The sequence below is a fragment of the Rhizobium sp. BK251 genome (assembly GCF_004345245.1).
Taxonomy (GTDB): domain Bacteria; phylum Pseudomonadota; class Alphaproteobacteria; order Rhizobiales; family Rhizobiaceae; genus Rhizobium.
Map to the genome: position 1 here is coordinate 25,313 of NZ_SLUQ01000006.1, position 16,973 is coordinate 42,285.

16 protein-coding genes are annotated in these 16,973 nt (G+C 61.1%); 5 read left to right on the plus strand and 11 right to left on the minus strand.

What is annotated here, in order from left to right; translation table 11 throughout:
* Position 1: 1 nt before the first annotated feature.
* From EV286_RS15745 to repA, 7 genes are all read right to left on the minus strand, one after another.
* Positions 2–1,273 (minus strand): dihydrolipoamide acetyltransferase family protein, encoded by a 1,272-nt coding sequence (locus EV286_RS15745; protein WP_132958097.1) that lies wholly within the window; start codon positions 1,271–1,273, stop codon positions 2–4.
* A 3-nt stretch (positions 1,274–1,276) separates the two neighbouring features.
* Positions 1,277–2,290, minus strand: coding sequence for an alpha-ketoacid dehydrogenase subunit beta (locus EV286_RS15750; RefSeq protein ID WP_132958098.1), 1,014 nt, complete (start codon positions 2,288–2,290; stop codon positions 1,277–1,279).
* 1 nt (position 2,291) lies between these two features.
* Positions 2,292–3,524 (minus strand): 3-methyl-2-oxobutanoate dehydrogenase (2-methylpropanoyl-transferring) subunit alpha, encoded by a 1,233-nt coding sequence (locus EV286_RS15755; protein ID WP_132958099.1) that lies wholly within the window; start codon positions 3,522–3,524, stop codon positions 2,292–2,294.
* Positions 3,525–3,594: 70 nt separating this feature from the next.
* Complete coding sequence (locus EV286_RS15760; protein ID WP_132958100.1) at positions 3,595–4,722, minus strand: acyl-CoA dehydrogenase family protein; 1,128 nt, start codon at positions 4,720–4,722, stop codon at positions 3,595–3,597.
* Positions 4,723–5,026: 304 nt separating this feature from the next.
* Positions 5,027–5,794 (minus strand): 3-hydroxyacyl-CoA dehydrogenase, encoded by a 768-nt coding sequence (locus EV286_RS15765; RefSeq protein ID WP_132958101.1) that lies wholly within the window; start codon positions 5,792–5,794, stop codon positions 5,027–5,029.
* A gap of 981 nt (positions 5,795–6,775) precedes the next feature.
* Positions 6,776–7,765: a plasmid partitioning protein RepB gene (gene repB / locus EV286_RS15770; RefSeq protein WP_132958102.1), complete on the minus strand. Its 990-nt coding sequence runs from the start codon at positions 7,763–7,765 to the stop codon at positions 6,776–6,778.
* 235 nt (positions 7,766–8,000) lie between these two features.
* On the minus strand, positions 8,001–9,224 hold the full coding sequence (repA, locus tag EV286_RS15775; protein WP_281041090.1) for a plasmid partitioning protein RepA: 1,224 nt from the start codon (positions 9,222–9,224) through the stop codon (positions 8,001–8,003).
* A gap of 579 nt (positions 9,225–9,803) precedes the next feature.
* Here repA and EV286_RS15780 point away from each other — a divergent pair.
* Positions 9,804–10,379 carry a DedA family protein gene (locus tag EV286_RS15780; RefSeq protein WP_132958103.1) on the plus strand — a complete coding sequence of 192 codons (576 nt, stop codon included), beginning with the start codon at positions 9,804–9,806 and terminating at the stop codon, positions 10,377–10,379.
* A 78-nt stretch (positions 10,380–10,457) separates the two neighbouring features.
* Here the strand turns inward: EV286_RS15780 and EV286_RS15785 are convergent, their stop codons facing one another.
* Positions 10,458–12,041 carry a DHA2 family efflux MFS transporter permease subunit gene (locus EV286_RS15785; RefSeq protein ID WP_132958104.1) on the minus strand — a complete coding sequence of 528 codons (1,584 nt, stop codon included), beginning with the start codon at positions 12,039–12,041 and terminating at the stop codon, positions 10,458–10,460.
* A gap of 23 nt (positions 12,042–12,064) precedes the next feature.
* A complete protein-coding gene (locus tag EV286_RS15790; protein WP_132958105.1) occupies positions 12,065–13,261 on the minus strand; it encodes an HlyD family secretion protein in 1,197 nt (398 codons plus the stop codon).
* A gap of 121 nt (positions 13,262–13,382) precedes the next feature.
* On the opposite strand from EV286_RS15790, the gene EV286_RS15795 reads away from it, so the two are divergent.
* The 4 genes from EV286_RS15795 to EV286_RS15810 all read left to right on the plus strand — a co-directional run bounded on the left by EV286_RS15795 (position 13,383) and on the right by EV286_RS15810 (position 15,801).
* Positions 13,383–14,030, plus strand: coding sequence for a TetR/AcrR family transcriptional regulator (locus tag EV286_RS15795; protein ID WP_132958106.1), 648 nt, complete (start codon positions 13,383–13,385; stop codon positions 14,028–14,030).
* A gap of 164 nt (positions 14,031–14,194) precedes the next feature.
* Entirely contained in the window at positions 14,195–14,620 is a 426-nt protein-coding gene (locus tag EV286_RS15800; protein ID WP_132958107.1) for a transcriptional regulator, read from the plus strand.
* Between the two features lie 263 nt (positions 14,621–14,883).
* Complete coding sequence (locus EV286_RS15805; protein ID WP_132958108.1) at positions 14,884–15,030, plus strand: DUF1127 domain-containing protein; 147 nt, start codon at positions 14,884–14,886, stop codon at positions 15,028–15,030.
* Positions 15,031–15,561: 531 nt separating this feature from the next.
* Positions 15,562–15,801: a hypothetical protein gene (locus EV286_RS15810; protein ID WP_132958109.1), complete on the plus strand. Its 240-nt coding sequence runs from the start codon at positions 15,562–15,564 to the stop codon at positions 15,799–15,801.
* 99 nt (positions 15,802–15,900) lie between these two features.
* On the opposite strand, the gene EV286_RS15815 is transcribed toward EV286_RS15810, so the two are convergent.
* Both EV286_RS15815 and EV286_RS15820 read right to left on the minus strand, forming a co-directional pair.
* The gene (locus EV286_RS15815; RefSeq protein ID WP_132958110.1) at positions 15,901–16,104 is read right to left on the minus strand and encodes a hypothetical protein; all 204 of its coding nucleotides are present in this window, start codon (positions 16,102–16,104) and stop codon (positions 15,901–15,903) included.
* 259 nt (positions 16,105–16,363) lie between these two features.
* A complete protein-coding gene (locus EV286_RS15820; RefSeq protein ID WP_132958111.1) occupies positions 16,364–16,912 on the minus strand; it encodes a nuclear transport factor 2 family protein in 549 nt (182 codons plus the stop codon).
* Positions 16,913–16,973: the final 61 nt, after the last annotated feature.

Genomic DNA, 16,973 nt, shown 5'->3' on the forward strand with positions numbered 1-16,973 from the left:
GTCAGCCTTCGATAAAAATCAACGCAGGGGTTTCAAGCAGGGTCTTGATCCGCTGGATGAACGTTGCTGCGTCCCACCCATCCACGACTCGATGATCGAAGCTCGACGACAGGTTCATCATCTTGCGCGGGATGAACTGGCTGCCATCCCAGACCGGCCGCGTCATGATCTTGTTGACGCCGACGATCGCCACTTCCGGATGGTTGATGATCGGCGTCGTCGCGATCCCGCCCATCGCGCCGAGCGAGGTGATGGTAATGGTCGAGCCGGAGAGTTCCTCCCGCAACGCTGAGCCCGAGCGGGCCGCTTCCGACAGCCGCACCAGTTCGGCCGCACAATCCCAGATGCCACGTGCTTCCGCATGGCGCACCACCGGCACGGTCAGGCCGGCGGGCGTCTGGGTGGCGATGCCGATATGAACGGCCGCGTGGCGGCTGATGATGCCGGCGTCGTCGTCGAAGGTGGCATTGATGCCGGGCTGTTCGTCAATTGTCTTGACCAATGCCCGCATCAGGAAGGGCAGGATCGTCAGCTTCGTTTGGTCCGGCTTGCGGCTGGCATTCATGGTCGCCCGCAGGTCTTCCAGATCGGTGACGTCAATCTCCTCGACATAGGTGATATGTGGAATGCGCGAGGTGGCGAGTACCATTTTTTCAGAGATCCGACGGCGAAGGCCGGTGACCTTGATTTCCTCGACAGCGGTTTTCCTGGCAAGACCGGTGGGCGACGGTTGCGGTTGCGCGCCACGGGCCAGAAACTGGTCGAGGTCGTCATGCGTGATGCGCCCGGCCGGTCCGGTGCCCGCCACTTGGCGCAGGTCGATGCCACTTTCCTGTGCCTGGAGACGGACGGCCGGCGACGCGAGCGGCTTGTCCGCAGCAGGCTGTGCGGGAGCTTTGGCAACCGGTGCGGGCCCGATGGATTTCTTGGTTTCGGCCGGAGGCGGACTCGCCATCTTTTCAACGGGGTATTCGACAGGCTCGATCGTCACCGTTTCCGCCATCGGGACTGCGGAGTCTTCCCCCCGGTCGCCTTCCACCTCTATACGCACCAGCGGCGCCTTGACGGCAACCGTGTCACCGATCTCGGCACCCAGCCAGAGGACAGTGCCCGTAACCGGAGATGGAATCTCGACCGTCACCTTGTCGGTCATGACGGCGGCGAGCACCATGTCCTCCCGCACCGGGTCGCCCGGCTTCACATGCCATTCGACCAGTTCAGCTTCCGCCACGCCTTCGCCGACATCCGGCATCCTGATAACAAATTCGCCCAATGGTCAGGCCTCCATCACTTCGGCAAGCGCGCGGCCCACGCGGCCGGGTCCGGGGAAGTAGTCCCACTCCTGCGCATGCGGGTAAGGCGTGTCCCAGCCCGTGACCCGAGCCACGGGAGCCTCCAAATGATAGAAGCAATGCTCCTGCACCAGTGCCGCGAGCTCTGCGCCATAACCGGAGGTCAGGGTCGCCTCGTGCACGACGACACAGCGGCCGGTCTTGCTGACGGATTGCACGATCGTGTCGAGATCGAGCGGCAGCAGACTTCGCAGGTCGATCACCTCGGCATCGATGCCGATCTCCTCGGCGGCCGCGAGCGCGACATGAACCATGGTTCCGTAAGCGACAACTGTCACAGCAGAGCCTTGGCGGCGGATTTCGGCCTTGCCGATCGGAATGCTGTAATGGCCTTCCGGCACCTCGCCCAGTTCATGTTGGGACCAGGGCGTGACCGGCTTTTCATGATGCCCGTCAAAGGGACCGTTGTAGAGCCGTTTTGGCTCGAGGAACATCACCGGGTCAGGGTCTTCAATGGAGGCAATCAGCAGGCCCTTGGCGTCATAGGGATTCGAGGGTACGACCACTTTCAGGCCGCAAACATGGGTGAACAGCGCCTCCGGGCTCTGGCTGTGCGTCTGCCCACCGAAAATGCCGCCGCCTGTTGGCATGCGCAGCACGATCGGGCAGGTGAAGTCGCCGTTCGAGCGATAGCGAATGCGGGCGGCCTCTTGGGTGATCTGGTCGTACGCCGGGTACATATAGTCGGCGAACTGGATCTCGACGCAGGGCTTCAAGCCGTAGGCGGCCATACCGATCGCTGTGCCGACGATACCGCTCTCGCTGATCGGCGCGTCGAAACACCGCGTCTTGCCGTACTTTGCCTGAAGCCCCTGAGTGCAGCGAAAGACGCCGCCGAAATAGCCGACATCCTCCCCGAAGACGACGACGTCGTCGTCGCGCGCCATCGCGACGTCCATGGCGCTACGCACGGCCTCGATCATTGTCATTCTGGCCATGTCAGTATCCTGCGTTCTGCCGCTGGCGACGAATATGGGGCGGCATCTCGGCATAGACGCCTTCGAAAATGTCGCGCACGGAAGGCTTGCCGCCGGCATGCAATGTGCCGTGCGCTTCCGCCTGCTTCTGCGCCTGGATCACCTCGTCGAGGATTTCGGCTTCAGCCTGAACATGCCGTTCCTCGGACCATGCACCCTTGAGGATCAGGTGCTTTTTCAGGCGAAGGACTGGGTCGCCGAGCGGCCAGGCCTCGGATTCGGTCTTCGGGCGATAGGCACTCGGATCATCCGAGGTCGAATGCGCGCCGACGCGATAAGTGACATATTCAATCAGTGTCGGCCCGAGATTGCGCCGAGCGCGTTCGGCCGCCCAACGCGAGACGGCATAGACGGCGAGATAGTCGTTGCCGTCGACGCGTAGTGCCGGGATGCCGAAGCCGAGGCCGCGCGCTGCAAACGTGCCGGAGCCGCCGCGGGCGATGCCCTGAAAGGTGGAGATCGCCCACTGATTATTGACGATATTGAGAATGACCGGCGCCTTGTACGTCGAGGCAAAAACGAGAGCCGAATGAAAATCGGATTCCGCCGTGGAGCCGTCGCCGATCCACGCGGCGGCGATCTTGGTGTCGTTCTTGATGGCGGACGCCATGGCCCAGCCGACAGCCTGGACATATTGGGTGGCGAGATTGCCGGAAATGGTGAAGAAGCCATGCTCCTTGGAGGAATACATGACCGGCAATTGCCGACCACGCAGCGGGTCGCGCTCGTTCGAGAAGATCTGGTTCATCATCTCGACCATCGGATAGTCGTCGGCGATCAGAAGGCCCGCCTGCCGGTAGGTCGGGAAGTTCATGTCGCCCTTCCTGAGCGCCTTGCGGAAGGCGCAGCTGACGGCCTCTTCGCCCAGATGCTGCATGTAAAACGAGGTTTTCCCCTGCCGTTGCGCCATGAGCATGCGCGCGTCGAAGGCGCGCAGCTTCATCATGTTCCGCAGGCCCATCAGCAATTCCTCATCCGACAGCAGACCCGCCCACGGGCCGACGGCTTCGCCTTCACGGTTCAATACGCGAATGATTGAATAGGCAAGATCGCGGATGTCTTCCGGCGCGGCATCGACCGCGGGGCGCGGCACCGAGCCGGCCTTGGCAATATTGACGTTGGAAAAATCCGGCTGTCCACCGGGCCGAACGGCCGGCTCCGGAACATGCAGACTCAATTGCGGGAACTCGGTCATGCCGTGCTCGTCCTCCCCGTTTGGACCCAAACTCTCCTTGCTCACTCCCGGAAAGTGGGGGTCTCTTGCCCTATAGACTACGCGCAATGACGATGCGCTGCACGTCGCTTGTTCCCTCATAGATCTGGCAGATGCGGACATCGCGATAGATGCGCTCGACCGGGTAGTCCACCATGTATCCGTAGCCGCCATGGATCTGGATCGCGTCCGAGCAGACCTTCTCGGCCATTTCCGAAGCGAAGAGTTTTGCCATGGAGGCTTCCGTCAGGCAGGGTTCTCCCGCCTCTTTCAGTTCGGCGGCATGCAACACCATCTGCCGCGCCGCCTCGATCTGCGTCGCCATGTCGGCAAGACGGAATGCGACCGCCTGATGTTCGATGATCGGCTTGCCGAAAGCGATGCGCTCGCGGGCATAGTCGCGGGCCGCATCGAAGGCAGCGCGGGCCATGCCGATCGCCTGCGACGCAATGCCGATGCGCCCACCTTCGAGATTGGCAAGCGCGATCTTGTAGCCTTCGCCTTCTTGCCCGAGCCGCAGATCGGCGGGGATGCGCATGTTGGTGAAGGCGATTTGGCAGGTGTCGGACGAATGCAGCCCAAGTTTATGCTCAACGCGGACAACCTCGTAGCCGGGCGTGTCGGTCGGCACGATGAAGGCCGTAATACCCTTCTTCCCAGCGTCGGGAGCGGTCACGGCAAAGACGATGATCACATTGCCGTTCTTGCCCGAGGTAATGAACTGCTTGGCGCCGTCCAGCACATAGTGGTCGCCGTCACGCCGTGCGCGGGTGCGGAGGTTCGACGCGTCGGATCCCGCCTGCGGCTCGGTCAGCGCGAAGCCGCCGATCCACTCGCCTGAGGCCAGTTTCGGCAGAAACCGCTGTTTTTGCTCTTCCGTCCCAAATGTCAGGATCGGAACGCAACCGACCGAACTGTGCACGCTCATGATGGTCGAGCAGGGTCCGTCTCCGGCAGCAATCTCCTCCAGCGCGACGGCATAGGCGGCGGTGCCGGTGTCGGAGCCGCCATAGGCCTCCGGTACGAGCATGCCGAGAAAGCCGAGCTGCCCCATTTCCTTCAGTTGGTCCTTCGGAAAGGCATGGGAAACGTCGCGCTCGGCGGCACCTGGTGCCAGGCGCTCGCGTGCGAACTCACGAGCCATGTCACGAATCTGGATTTGCTGTTCAGTCAGGATCATCTTTCGGTCTCCTCCCCTGCCCGGTCAATGCCGCTCGACCGCGAGGGCCGTCGCCTCGCCGCCGCCGATGCAAAGTGAGGCCATGCCGCGCTTCAATCCATAGCGTTCGAGGGCCAAACACGTGGCCAAAGACTACCTTCGCGACGGAATCAGTGGGAGCCGTGGCTCGCTCCAAGGCGGCGCGGATCGCCGTGGCCCCGAGCTCGGATGCGGCCGCATCCTTCAAGTCGCCCCTGGCCATGCAGGCGGAACCGACAATGACGATTGGATCATGCAGTATCATTTCGGCCACCCGCAACCAGCCTCAACGCGGACCCATGCGGAGGGCGCCGTCCAGTCGTATCACCTCACCGTTGAGCATGCTGTTTTCGCAGATGTGCCGCACCAGTGCGGCGAATTCGGCCGGGCGCCCCAGTCGCGGCGGAAAGGGCACACTCTTGCCGAGTGCTTCCTGTGTCTCGGGCGGCATGCCTGCCATCATTGGCGTTTCGAAGATGCCCGGGGCAATTGAAACGACGCGGATGCCCAAACGGGCGAGTTCGCGCGCGATCGGAAGTGTCATGGCCACCACGCCGCCTTTCGACGCCGCGTAGGCAGCCTGGCCGATCTGTCCGTCGAAAGCGGCAACCGACGCCGTGTTGATGATCACGCCCCTTTCTCCTTCACTATCCGGCTCCTCATTCTGGATAGCGGCGGCGGCAAGGCGGATCATGTTGAAAGTGCCAATGAGATTGATAGCCACCGCTCTGCTAAAACTCTCAAGGCGATGCGGGCCGTCGCGTCCGAGCACTCTTTCGCCCGGCGCAATCCCGGCACAGTTCACCAAGCCTTGAAGATGGCCGAATGCCTCGACAGCCTTAGCAACGGCAGCGGCGCCTTCCACTTCGCTTGTAACGTCGGTGCGCACGAAACGTGCCGATTCACCAAGATCGTACGCGACCGCTTCACCTGCGTCGACATTGACATCTGCGATAACGACGCGAGCACTTTCTGCTGCGAGCATGCGCGAAACTGCGGCGCCAAGGCCAGAGCCCCCACCTGTGACAACGAAGACCTTGTCGCGAACCAGCATAATGATCTCTCCTCGATTGCGGCAACTGCCCCGTGACGCTTCGATGCACCGCAGAAGCCCTCACCAGGAGCATTTTCCAACCTGTCGTCTCGCAGAACTTAATTCTGCCGCCACATGCCCATGGCGCAATAGTTCTTCGGACTGTTTTGCCACATAAGGACGCGACGTGACGGCGGAAACCGACCGACAAATGACACGCCGATCCGTCAGTTTTACGGTGTCAGCTAAGCACTTCCATGCCAGTACGGATCGATGGCCGTGCGGTAAAATGCGACATTCGCATCAAAAACCGCACCGCTCGTCGCTAGCAGACCATGTCCGATAATTGGCTTATCGGACATTATCCATTTGTTCACGCAAGTCAGCGAACAAATGGGCTGGATGTCCAGTATCAGCAGGCCTCGCATGCCGGTCGTATTTCTCGGTCCATTGACGGCCAGCCTTTATCGCACAGCCTGATTATCTCGAAGTAAACACCCAGTGCCAGCCAACATTGAGTACTTGTCGCCCCGGATACCAGCACACTTTTCGCTTCTCTTCAATAAGCCCTCCCCTACTGGCTACATGGCGCACGCGATGTGTCAGCAACTCTCCTGGCAAACGTTCAATTTCTCGGCCGTGCCCGTGGGCCTCAGTCCTCCAAATCTTAATGGGGCCTGTGAAGACCCATGCGGACGTCACCTGCCTCAGACGCGGTGGCTTCAGTCGTCCCGCGTCGTCGGATCGAAGCTGCGCCGGAATACCGAGTGAGAAGTCGAGTTTGTCTCCAACGACCACCTCTGCAGGCTGCCAGCTTTCAGACCCGCAGTTGTCGAACAGAACGCGTGAGCACCCTCCCCGCCGCAAGGCCCAACTTGCGACACGTGCCGCCTTACCGGGGCTCGCATCATATCGCCGTCAGAGGTCGGGTATGCCATCTCGTATCCTTCGAACGTGGTTCCTGCATCACCTCCCGGACCACTGGAGCGAAGGCTCTGCACGTTACCGATCCTTGCCACCAAACTCCTCAAAGAGTTCACCGAGCCTAGAAGCCAAGTAGGACGCGAAGTCTGGCACGATGCGCTCGTCGAACACGATGCGCGTCGTCTTTCCCGACTGCTCGATCTGGGCTGCCTTGCGCCCCCTCGGATCCTTCCAGACCTGTGGAGCGCGCGGCTTCGCCTGTTTCTCGGTCACGGACGCTAGCACTTTCTGAAGCCGCTCGTCGCTCGCAAGCGACGGGAAGCTCTGGTCAGCGACAGCCTTCCTCATCTTTGCCCCAGCGCTTTCCGCGCGATCGGCAAGGGCAAGCCACCGCGCCCGGCCCGCTCGCGGTGCCGGTCCGATTGCCCGGATGATCTCCTCCGGAATGCGCCTTGCCACAGATATGTAGCGACTGAGATCCGCCTTCTCCGTGGAAAGCGCGGCGCAGATGATATCCCTCTGATAACCCGCCTCCTCTAGCCGCCAGGCGAAAAGCGCCTTTTCGACGAAAGAAAGATCCTGCCGGTCAAGGTTTTCCTTGCCTTGAGCGATCACCAGTTCGTCGTCGGTCAGACTGCGGACAATCGCCTTGACCTTGCGACCGAGCTTGGCAACCGCCCTTAGTCGGCGGCGACCGTAAGCAATCTGGTAGCGATCCTGACGCTCGCCGCTTGCGGGCCGCACCAGGATCGGAACCTGCTGGCCGTGCTTTGCGATGCTGGCCACAAGCTCGTCGAAAACCGGATCGTTCTCAATCGCGATGCGATCGCTGACGGATGAATCGACGATCTGATCCGGGTCGAGTTCGATGACCACGTTCCCGGCTGCCAGTTGCTCCTGCAGCCTCGATGCGACCTTTGCGTTCTCGCTCATTTCCTGCAGCGATGCGCCCATCGCCGAAACGGCACCCGACCGGACACGCTCCGGGTTTTTCTCGGCGCCGGCGGCCGGGTTGGGAGCTCCCAACTTGTTAAAGAATAGCGAGTTGACCGTATCTTTTCTGCTCACTTGAATTCTCCTGCAGATGCCGCACGCAAGTCCCGCCGATGGCCGTGATCAAGCCTATGTGAATCGGCCACTACACATCTGCCACCGGCAGAGGCCGATTTGATGGCGCCCATCGAATCGCGTGGCGCCGCGGCATCATCGCCGCACGCCGCTTCTATCCGCGCGATCAGCTTTGCGCCAGCGGGCGTTCGGCATTCGGTTGGGAGCTCCCAACAAGAGGCGTCCAGGCGCAGGCTCATGTCCGCCCCCAGGCCTGCTTGATCAGGGATTCGATCTCCGCGTTCACGGCGTCCAGCGACTCCATCGCACGGTCGTAGGTGGAGCGCGTCAGGTTCTCCCGGCCGATCTCGTAGAGCGTCTGTTTCGTCAGGCCGGCATCCGACACGGCTGCAGATTTCACCATCGGATTTGTCATCACGTGGTCGTCGAAGAGGTTTCGCAGCAACGCTGCCACCTTCGTCTGTGGCGCATCCTGTGGTTCGAACCGCGTGAGCAGGTAGCGGATGAAGTCGTACCGAAGTTCGCCGCCGGCATCGCGGACCACCGCGAGCAGATCATGCGTCATCAGCAGGAACTGGCTCATGGAGGCAATGTCTAGCATCTGCGGATGAACGGTCACGACCATCGACGTCGCCGCGCAGAGACCGCTCAAGGTGAGGTAGCCGAGCTGGGGAGGGCAGTCGATAACGACCACGTCATAGTCCTCGGCGACCTCGTCCAGCGCCTTCGCAACCCGCGTGAAGAATATGCTCTCGCCGCTCCGCGCGCCGCCCATCATTGCCCTGGGCGTCGTGTGCTCGAACTCCATAAGCTCCAGATTACCAGGGACAAGATCAAGGCCATAGAAGTAGGTCTTGCGCACCACGTCAGACAAAGGCCGGCGCTCCTCGTCGTATCGGATTGCCGCATAGAGCGTTTCGTTCGACCGCACATCCGTCTCGGGCAACACGCCAAGAAGCGCCGAGAGGCTCGCCTGCGGGTCGAGGTCAACCGCGAGGACCCGGTAGCCATGCAGGGCGAGGTATTGCGCCAGATGGACCGAAGTCGTGGTTTTCCCCGAGCCCCCCTTGAAGTTGGTTACCGCGATCACCTGAAGATGGTCGTCGCCCTGGCGCCGGGGGAGGATGTCATGCGAGCCACGACCACGCGTGGATGTCGCGAGGCGATGGCGCAATTCATTGATCTGCGACAGCGTATACAGCCGCCGCCCGTTCGAGGTGATCTCCGGTTGCGGGCCTTCGCCTGCCAGCGTCATCTTCCTGAGCGTCGAATCCGAAACGCCGATGAGCTTTGCCGCCTCGCCAGAGGTGAATCGGCGCAAAATCTTGCTGGCGGAAGGGGGAAAGATCGCCTCACTGATCGCCTGCAGCTGAGAACTGATAATTGAGGCGTGCTCGCCAATCATCTGATCGACGGTCTTCGCCGACGGGGGAGGGGAGGCGCGTTCTACCTTGCTCACGTTCAAATCTCTCGTCACGGAAAAAAGCTGCTTTCAGCCAACTAACCGTGACGATTGCGGAAACAAGCGATTCGGGCAAGGATTTAATGGTTAACGACCAGCTACTCGCGGGACGAGACCGGTGCGGAGGGCGGGACGCCGTCCCGATCATTCTCCATTCGTTACAATGTGTTAACCGAGTGGATAGCGATCGCCGCGGTACCAAACGTCGATAGGCCTGCGACCGAAAAATTGTCTTTCCGCAGCCAGTGTTTAGGCAAATGGCGCAGATCGATCGTTCTCTACACCCCGACCCGTCCGTGGTCGCCAGCGCAGAGGCAATGGCAGCCTAAGCGGAGGGGAGGGGAGGGGAGGGGGCTGCGTTGGTAGCCAATGCAGCCGCCGTCACCGTCAATTCAGTTCCACTCCCACTATCAGCGACGCGGCCGACAACGATTTCCCAACATGAGCCGAATAGGGCAGGGGGCCCGCGGCACCGGGGGAGTCTGACCGATATCTGACAGAAAGCGCCATCCCGCGGTTGACGATAGGCATCCACCTCTCCAGATTTGTCGCAACCGAGCGCGGGGTCAGCCACTTTTGTCATTAGAAGAATTGATCGCACATTATGGGGCCTGGGCCGTCTTCTTCGGCGCAGCCATCGAGGGAGAAACCGCTGCGTTTCTCGGAGGCATCCTCGCCCACCGTCAGCTGCTATCCTACCCGGCTGTGGCTGTGGCAGCGGTTCTAGGCTCCTTCGTGGCGGACCAGGCGTGCTTCTTCGCTGGACGGCATGCCGCGCATCTCAAGTTTGTTCAGAGGCTGATCGCCGGGGCGGCCGCCACGAGGGTCAAGGAACTGTTGGAGCGCCATCCCACGGGGTTCATTCTGGCCTTCCGGTTCATATATGGCATCCGCACGATCGGGCCGATCGCGATCGGGCTGTCCAATGTCAGCGCTCTCAAATTCGCCTGCCTCAATGCGGCTGCAGCAACTGTTTGGGGCGTTGCCTTCACGGCAGCGGGATATCTCTTCGGAAATGCCGTCGAAATGCTCTTCGGACACCTGTCCGTTCACAGGCATCTCGCGATCGGCATCGCTATCGCTGTTGTCGCGGTGGTCATCCTGGCCACCGCCTGCCGCCGGATGCTGAAGCTTGGCATCCGGGGCGGCTGACAAGTCTGATGAGCACGACAGGCGCGAGGTAGCGGGGAATAGGTACCCGGCCGCGCTTCGTGTGCCGGCGGTCCGAACTCAATGTGCCCCGGCGCCACCGCCAGCACTCGGCCTTTGCGTAAAGAGCAGCGCGACGGCCGCAATGGCGAGGACCACGCCGATGACGGCGAAGGTGTCGCTAAAGCCCATGATGAGTGCCTGACGCTTGACGACCTGGCCGAGGGCAACCACGGCCTTCTGCGCGGCTACGGCGTGATCCGAGATGCCGTGCGACATGAAGTAACCGGTCATCTGGTTCAGGCGGTCGCGCACTTCGTCGCGCGACAGCGTCACCGATTGCCCGATGATATTCGAATGGAACTGCTCGCGCTTGGTGAGGATCGTACCGAGCGATGCCGTGCCGACAGCGCCGCCAAGGTTGCGCAGCATATTGGTCAATCCCGAGGCTGCAGCAGCGTCGACGGGCGCGATGCCCGCGGTGGTGATGGCCGTAATCGGAGTGATGACCAGGGCCTGGCCAATGGCGCGCACGATGTTCGGGATCCAGAACTGGTCGCCGGCATTGTCGAACGATAGCGTGATGTTCATGAAGCAGCTGATTGCAAAGATCGATATACCCAGGAAGCCGATGTAGCGGACGTCGAAACGCTTCATCATCATCGGAACGAGCGGGATCAGGAGCAGTTGCGGCAAGCCCGTCCAGGCGAGCACGTTGCCGATCTGCTCGGCGTTGTAGCGCTGCACCTGGCCGAGATATTGCGGCAGGATGTAGACGCTACCGAAGAGCGCAACGCCGATCAGGACATTCACGCCGACGCCGATGCCAAAATTGCGTTGAGTCAAGAGGCGCAGCTTGACGAGGGGCTTCTTGACGGTGAGCTCGATCCAGATGAAGGCAACGAGGAATACGAAGGCGACGATGCTGAGCTTGACGATGAAGGGGGAGGAGAACCAGTCGTCCTTGTTGCCTTCTTCCAATACGGTCTGAAGCGCCGAGAGGCCGATTGCCATCGTGACGATGCCCGCCCAATCGCCTTCCCTCAGCAGACGCAACTGCATCGGCTGCTTCTCCAGCGTCAGGGCCAGCGCGACGGCCATGACCGCGCTCGGCAGAGCATTGATGAAGAAGATGGTCTGCCAGCCGTAATTCTCGGTGAGATAGCCGCCGATCGTCGGCCCGATAGCCGGCGCAAAGGTGACGGAGAGGGCAAAGATGGCGAGGCCGAGCGGCTGTTGGGCTTTTGGCAGCTTGGTCAACACCATGGTGAAGGCCATGGGTATCAGCACGCCGCCGGCGAAACCCTGCAGGCCACGCAGTACGATCATCGTGCCGAGGTCATGGGCGAATGCGCAGGCGATGGAGAAGATCGGAAAGAGGATCGAGTTGACCAGAATATAGCGGCGGAAGGAGAAGACGTTGCTGAAATAGGCCGTCAGCGGAATGACGACGATCTCGCCGATCAGGTAGGAAGTGGAAATCCAGGCCCCGTTGTCGACACCCGTTCCGATGCCGCCCTCGATGTCGAGGAGGGAGGCATTGGTGATCTGGATGTTGAGGATCGCCATGAAGGCGCCGATCATGCCGGCGAGAACAGCGATCCATTCCTTGGTGCCGGCGCGCGGTTGCGGGATGGCGACAGCAGTTGCGGCAATGCTGGACATGACGAAATCTCCTCGCTCCGCGCCTAGTTGCGAATTGCATCGGCCTTGGTGTCGATGCTCGGCTGGACGGACATGCCTGGGCGGAGGTCGCCGTTGGCAGCGTCACCGTCGAGCATGATCTTGACCGGGATACGCTGCACCACCTTGGTGAAATTGCCGGTGGCGTTGTCCGGCGGCAGCAGGGCGAACTCCTGTCCGCTGGCCGGGGCAAGGCTGTCCACGTGACCGTGGTATGTGCGACCGGGGAACATGTCGACCTCGAGATCGACCGGCTGGCCGGCATGGACGTCGGTAAGCTGCGTTTCCTTGTAATTGGCAATCACGTATACGGCCTGCACCGGCACGACCGACATCAGCTGCGTGCCGGCCTGGACATATTGGCCCGTGCGCAGCGTGCGATTGCCGATTGTGCCGTCGACCGGAGCGGTGATCGTCGCATAGGACAAGTTGAGTTCAGCCTGGTGCTCGACCGCCTGGTCATGGGCAAGAGTTGCCTTGGCCTGCGCCACTTCGGCGTTCAACAGATCGACCTGCTTGCTGGCCGCGTCGAGGGCCGCGCTATCCCGCACGATGGTGGCTTGGGCGGCGGCGATCTGCGAAGCGGCCTGCTGTGCCGTCTGGACCGGGGCATAGCCGTTGGTCGCGAGGTTCGCATAACGCTTGTTGTTCTGCTCGGCAAAGGTCTCATTGGCCTTGTCGACCTCGACCGTCGCGCGGGCCGCAGCGATGGTCGACTGCTGGATGTCCAGAGCGGCCTGCTTGGCCTTCAGCATCGCCTCGGCGGCAGCAACATCGGCCTTTGCCTGGTCGAGGGCGGCGCGGAAGTCACGGTCGTCGATACGGGCCAGCGGCTGGCCTGCCTTGACGGCCTCGTTGTCACCGACGAGCACTTCGGAAATATAACCTGAAACCTTGGGGGCGATCGTGCTGCTGTCCGCCTTGACATAGGCATCGTCGGTCGAGACTTGGAAGCGGCCGACTGTCCAGTAGTCGTGGCCGTAGTAGGCGCCAGCCGCGATCAATACGAGCGCCGAGGCTCCCAACAGCAGGGAGCGGCCCGTGCGCCTGCGAGCGGGCTGTCCCGCGGCGGCAGCTGGCGCTGCCTCCGCGACACGCAGAGGCTTGCCGGCTTCGAGCGTTTCCGGAACCTGCCCCTCGGCCACTTCAGTGGCTGGAGCGACATTGTTGTTATTCAGGGCATGCAGCTTCTTGATAGTCATTGTTGTCTCCGGATCGTGGTCGCGGTCCCTAGGCTGCGGCCTCTGTGCATAAATAGGAAATTTGACGTTTTCCAAAATATTCCTTATAAAATGGATGTCAATAAGAATTTGGAAAATGGAAATGGTCCAAAAGCAAGCAATCGAGAAAAGGCCGCGCGGCCGACCGCAGATCCGATGCGACGACGACACGAAAAGCGTCATCATCGAAGCGGCAAACAAGCAGTTTCGCGAAAACGGATATGCCGCGGCGAGCATCGCGGCGATCGCGCAGGAAGCGGGCGTCTCCACCAAGACGCTCTACAGACTGTTCCCGGCCAAGACCGACCTGTTCTCTGAAATGATTTCCGACCGCATCGGCCGATTCCTGCTTGCGCTCGATTTGAGCACGCTTGCAGAGGCGGGCTTGCGGCGCGGCCTGGAGCGCTTGTTGATGGCCTACGGCACGCTGACGCTCTCTGAGGATACCGTAACCATCACGCGCCTCGTCATCGGCGAATCCGACCGATTTCCGGAGATCGCCACTTCCTTCTATGAGCAGGCGATCGTCCGGACGAACGCACTGTTGGAAACTTGGCTGCGCCGGCAAGCCGACCACGGCCTGATCGTGCTGGAGGATCCGCATGCGGCCTCAGGCATGTTGCGCGGCATGATGGTCATGGAGCCCCAGCGGGCTGCGATGTTGCGCCAGTTGCCGCCGCCGAAGCTCGAGGAGATCGCGACGCGCGCAAGAATGTGCGCCGACCTCTTCCTCAAGGGCTGCGCCGCTTGATGCTTCGCTGACGTCTCGGCAGCACCAGCCGACCGTCGCAGAAGACCTATACCTAGGTTCATGACTTCACAGCAAACAGCCTAAACTATTGAGACCGCAGCACGATCGCCTGACCCTTCTGCATTGGATAGCTTGGGGTCATCAGACAAACGACGGAGGAACACATGCACTGGACCGGCACCACCACCGAAATCGCCTACAACCTCAACGCCTTTCTTTGCGCAACGAATTTCAAGCATGGGCTTATGGACGACCCGCCGGAGGCCTATGTGTTTGACGATTTCGTCCTGTTGCCGCAGCAGCAGCGTGTCAAGAAGGACGGCAAGGTCCTTCCGATTGGTGGGCGAGCCTTCCTGATCCTGCAGGAGCTCGTAAAGCGGGCAGGCGAGCTTGTCAGCAAGGAAGAACTGATCGAGGCCGCATGGCCGGACACCTTTGTCGAGGATGGGAACCTGAACGTGCAGATCTGCGCATTGCGCAAGCATCTCGCAACCGACGCATCCCGCACGCCTTACATCGTGAACATTCCCGGCCGCGGCTATCGCTTTACCGGGTGTGTACGACACGGCTTCGAAGCCACTGTAATGTAATGGGTATGACCCGCACGAAACCGCGCGGTGGGGAGGGGTGTCGCTTGGCGCAGATCAGTGCACAGTGTCGTGCCCGGACCGACGCATGGCGTCTCGGAAACCCCGAAGCGGGGAGGGGGCCTCATTATGCAATTAGCGCATAGCTGAGCTGAAGTCTTGGCGCTGCAAACAGTACGTGACCCGTCTTATATGAGGTTCATCGAAATGAACTGAGCGCCGCTGATGGCTGCACGGTTCCAGAGCCCAAGGAAAGGGGATTACCGATGAACGTAGCACGCACTTTCAACAACTGGCGCAAGTATCGTCAAACCGTTGCAGAGCTTGGTCGCATGTCGACCCGCGAACTCAACGATCTGGGCATTGAACGCGGCGACATCCGCAGCGTTGCTCGCGCCGCAGCCGGCCGTTAAGCCAAGCTGAAATAGTGATTTCCGGAGCGCCCGTTGCCCAGCAGCGGGCGCTCTTCTTATTCCGCTGGGCGCCGGTCGGACGCATGGTGCTTCCTGCATACCCCATGGCTGATCATTGCAGAATTGCCTAGATGCTGGGCAATTTTCCCGCCCACCTCTTTCAGGCTTTGGCTGAACGATCACGTACCTCTCGGCAGCGTCCGCAAGACGTTCCACAGGATGTTGATGGCGAGCGCGAGCTACGGCAATCTATCAAAGAAGCTCCACGCGGTCTGGACGGCTTCCTAAGGCAGTCGACGGCGGCCATGGGTTTCATCCCAAGATGTCTTCTTGATTTTGGTCGGCTGCTTGCGGCGCCGAATGCACATTTCGCCGAGTACATATCCGGAAGGTGCATCTGAAGACGATCCTTCATCACAGTTTGGTATCCGCGGCGACAGGACCGACGCCAACGCATTAATATTAGACCAAACTAATATCGTGTATTGTCTTAGCAGGCTCAGTGGTATGGGCGAAGCGCTGGAGGGGCGGATGAACAGGGCATTCATGCTTGGAATGCTATTCGGGGTGTCGCTGCGTTTTGTGCGGGCGTGGGTGGACCATCTGGTTGCGGGCACGGGGCTGCCGCGAATAGAATCACTGCCGACCTTCATGGATGTCGTAGTCCAGGCTGTCGGCTTGGGTCTGGGATGGGGCATCGCATTCTGCGTGCTGCTCTATGTCGCCAGGCTGCTGGGTCGCCATTTGTCGCGACGCCCGCGGCGCGGGTGAATATGGTGCGACGCTATCGGGAGATTGTTCCTGTACAATCTCCCGGGGTCATGCCGAACATCCGCCGGCGTCGCTCGCTGAGGTTGACGCTCGTCACGATCAGCGTTCAACAGGCTCTCTCAATGCAGCAATATCCGCGGCCGTCAGGCCAAAATCCAGCAATCGAGCATCATCCATTTCGCTGAACCAGGCTCTTATCCGCTCCTTGGCTGGATCGTTCCGCGCACGGACAAGCCTCCGCACCAGTGCCGAACTTACCGACATGTCCGAGATGGAGATCGCTTCCGCCTTGAGTACCGCCAATGACATCTTTCAATCCTAGAACCGAGACCGGGTCACGAATTGACGCCTGATTAGTCAATCCGCACATGATTTATGCATCGGAAGATGATGTTTTAGGCGGACAGCTTGATTTCAAGGCAACGCCTCAAAGGCTACATCTGTAACCTGCGGGGAAGCTGCAAAAACGGAGGAAGGACCGGAGCGCATTTCCTTGAAATGCCGTCGGCCGGTGCTGACCTTGCCCCCAAGTTTCTCTTTGGAACGGTAAGTTGGTACCGGCCTATTCGGACGGCGTTACGCGCGTCCAGAACTCGTTGAATGCGACGGAGTCGAAGAAGGCCGAGGCGCGGACGATGCGGCCGTCGCGCATGTCCAGGAACCAGGCGTAGGTGTTGGTGTAGGGCACCCCGTCGCGGGCAATGCCGCGAGCGTCGAAAAAGACGATCACGGTGTCGCCGTCGGCATAGACGTTGCGTATCGCGGGCTTCAGCGGCGCCTTCATGCGGGCATTGAACGGCCGGATCACCTCGCGCAGGAACGCCTCGCGACTCGGATAGGTCTTCGATGCCAGCGAATAGCCCTCGATCGTCCAACGGGCATCGTCGGCAAGCAGGTCATAGGGGCTGCCTGTACCGGCCGCCCAGGCATCGAAGCCAGCCTCGACGGTCGTCTTGTTGCGGCGTTCGGTTTCGGTCAGGCTCTCGGGCGCGGCACGTGCTTCCAGCCCGGTCAGGGCCAGGATGGTGGCGGCCACGCCGAGGGCCGCGTTGAAGAAGCGACGGGCATAGGGTTTCAGGCTGCCGGCAGTGGCGCTTGCGGTTGCGGACATGGCTTCCTCCAAGGACTGGGTTGGTGGCGCGGCACCCGCTTGCTGGTGCCGCTTGTAGCGC

What these genes read in the sequence shown, in the direction of transcription:
- EV286_RS15760 (WP_132958100.1), bottom strand. Translation starts at nt 4,722, where the DNA reads ATGATCCTGACTGAACAGCAAATCCAGATTCGTGACATGGCTCGTGAG.
- EV286_RS15765 (WP_132958101.1), bottom strand. Translation starts at nt 5,794, where the DNA reads ATGCTGGTTCGCGACAAGGTCTTCGTTGTCACAGGTGGGGGCTCTGGC.
- EV286_RS15800 (WP_132958107.1), top strand. Translation starts at nt 14,195, where the DNA reads ATGCACTGGACCGGCACCACCACCGAAATCGCCTACAACCTCAACGCC.
- EV286_RS15795 (WP_132958106.1), top strand. Translation starts at nt 13,383, where the DNA reads ATGGTCCAAAAGCAAGCAATCGAGAAAAGGCCGCGCGGCCGACCGCAG.
- EV286_RS15785 (WP_132958104.1), bottom strand. Translation starts at nt 12,041, where the DNA reads ATGTCCAGCATTGCCGCAACTGCTGTCGCCATCCCGCAACCGCGCGCC.
- EV286_RS15755 (WP_132958099.1), bottom strand. Translation starts at nt 3,524, where the DNA reads ATGACCGAGTTCCCGCAATTGAGTCTGCATGTTCCGGAGCCGGCCGTT.
- EV286_RS15805 (WP_132958108.1), top strand. Translation starts at nt 14,884, where the DNA reads ATGAACGTAGCACGCACTTTCAACAACTGGCGCAAGTATCGTCAAACC.
- EV286_RS15790 (WP_132958105.1), bottom strand. Translation starts at nt 13,261, where the DNA reads ATGACTATCAAGAAGCTGCATGCCCTGAATAACAACAATGTCGCTCCA.
- EV286_RS15750 (WP_132958098.1), bottom strand. Translation starts at nt 2,290, where the DNA reads ATGGCCAGAATGACAATGATCGAGGCCGTGCGTAGCGCCATGGACGTC.
- EV286_RS15820 (WP_132958111.1), bottom strand. Translation starts at nt 16,912, where the DNA reads ATGTCCGCAACCGCAAGCGCCACTGCCGGCAGCCTGAAACCCTATGCC.
- EV286_RS15810 (WP_132958109.1), top strand. Translation starts at nt 15,562, where the DNA reads ATGAACAGGGCATTCATGCTTGGAATGCTATTCGGGGTGTCGCTGCGT.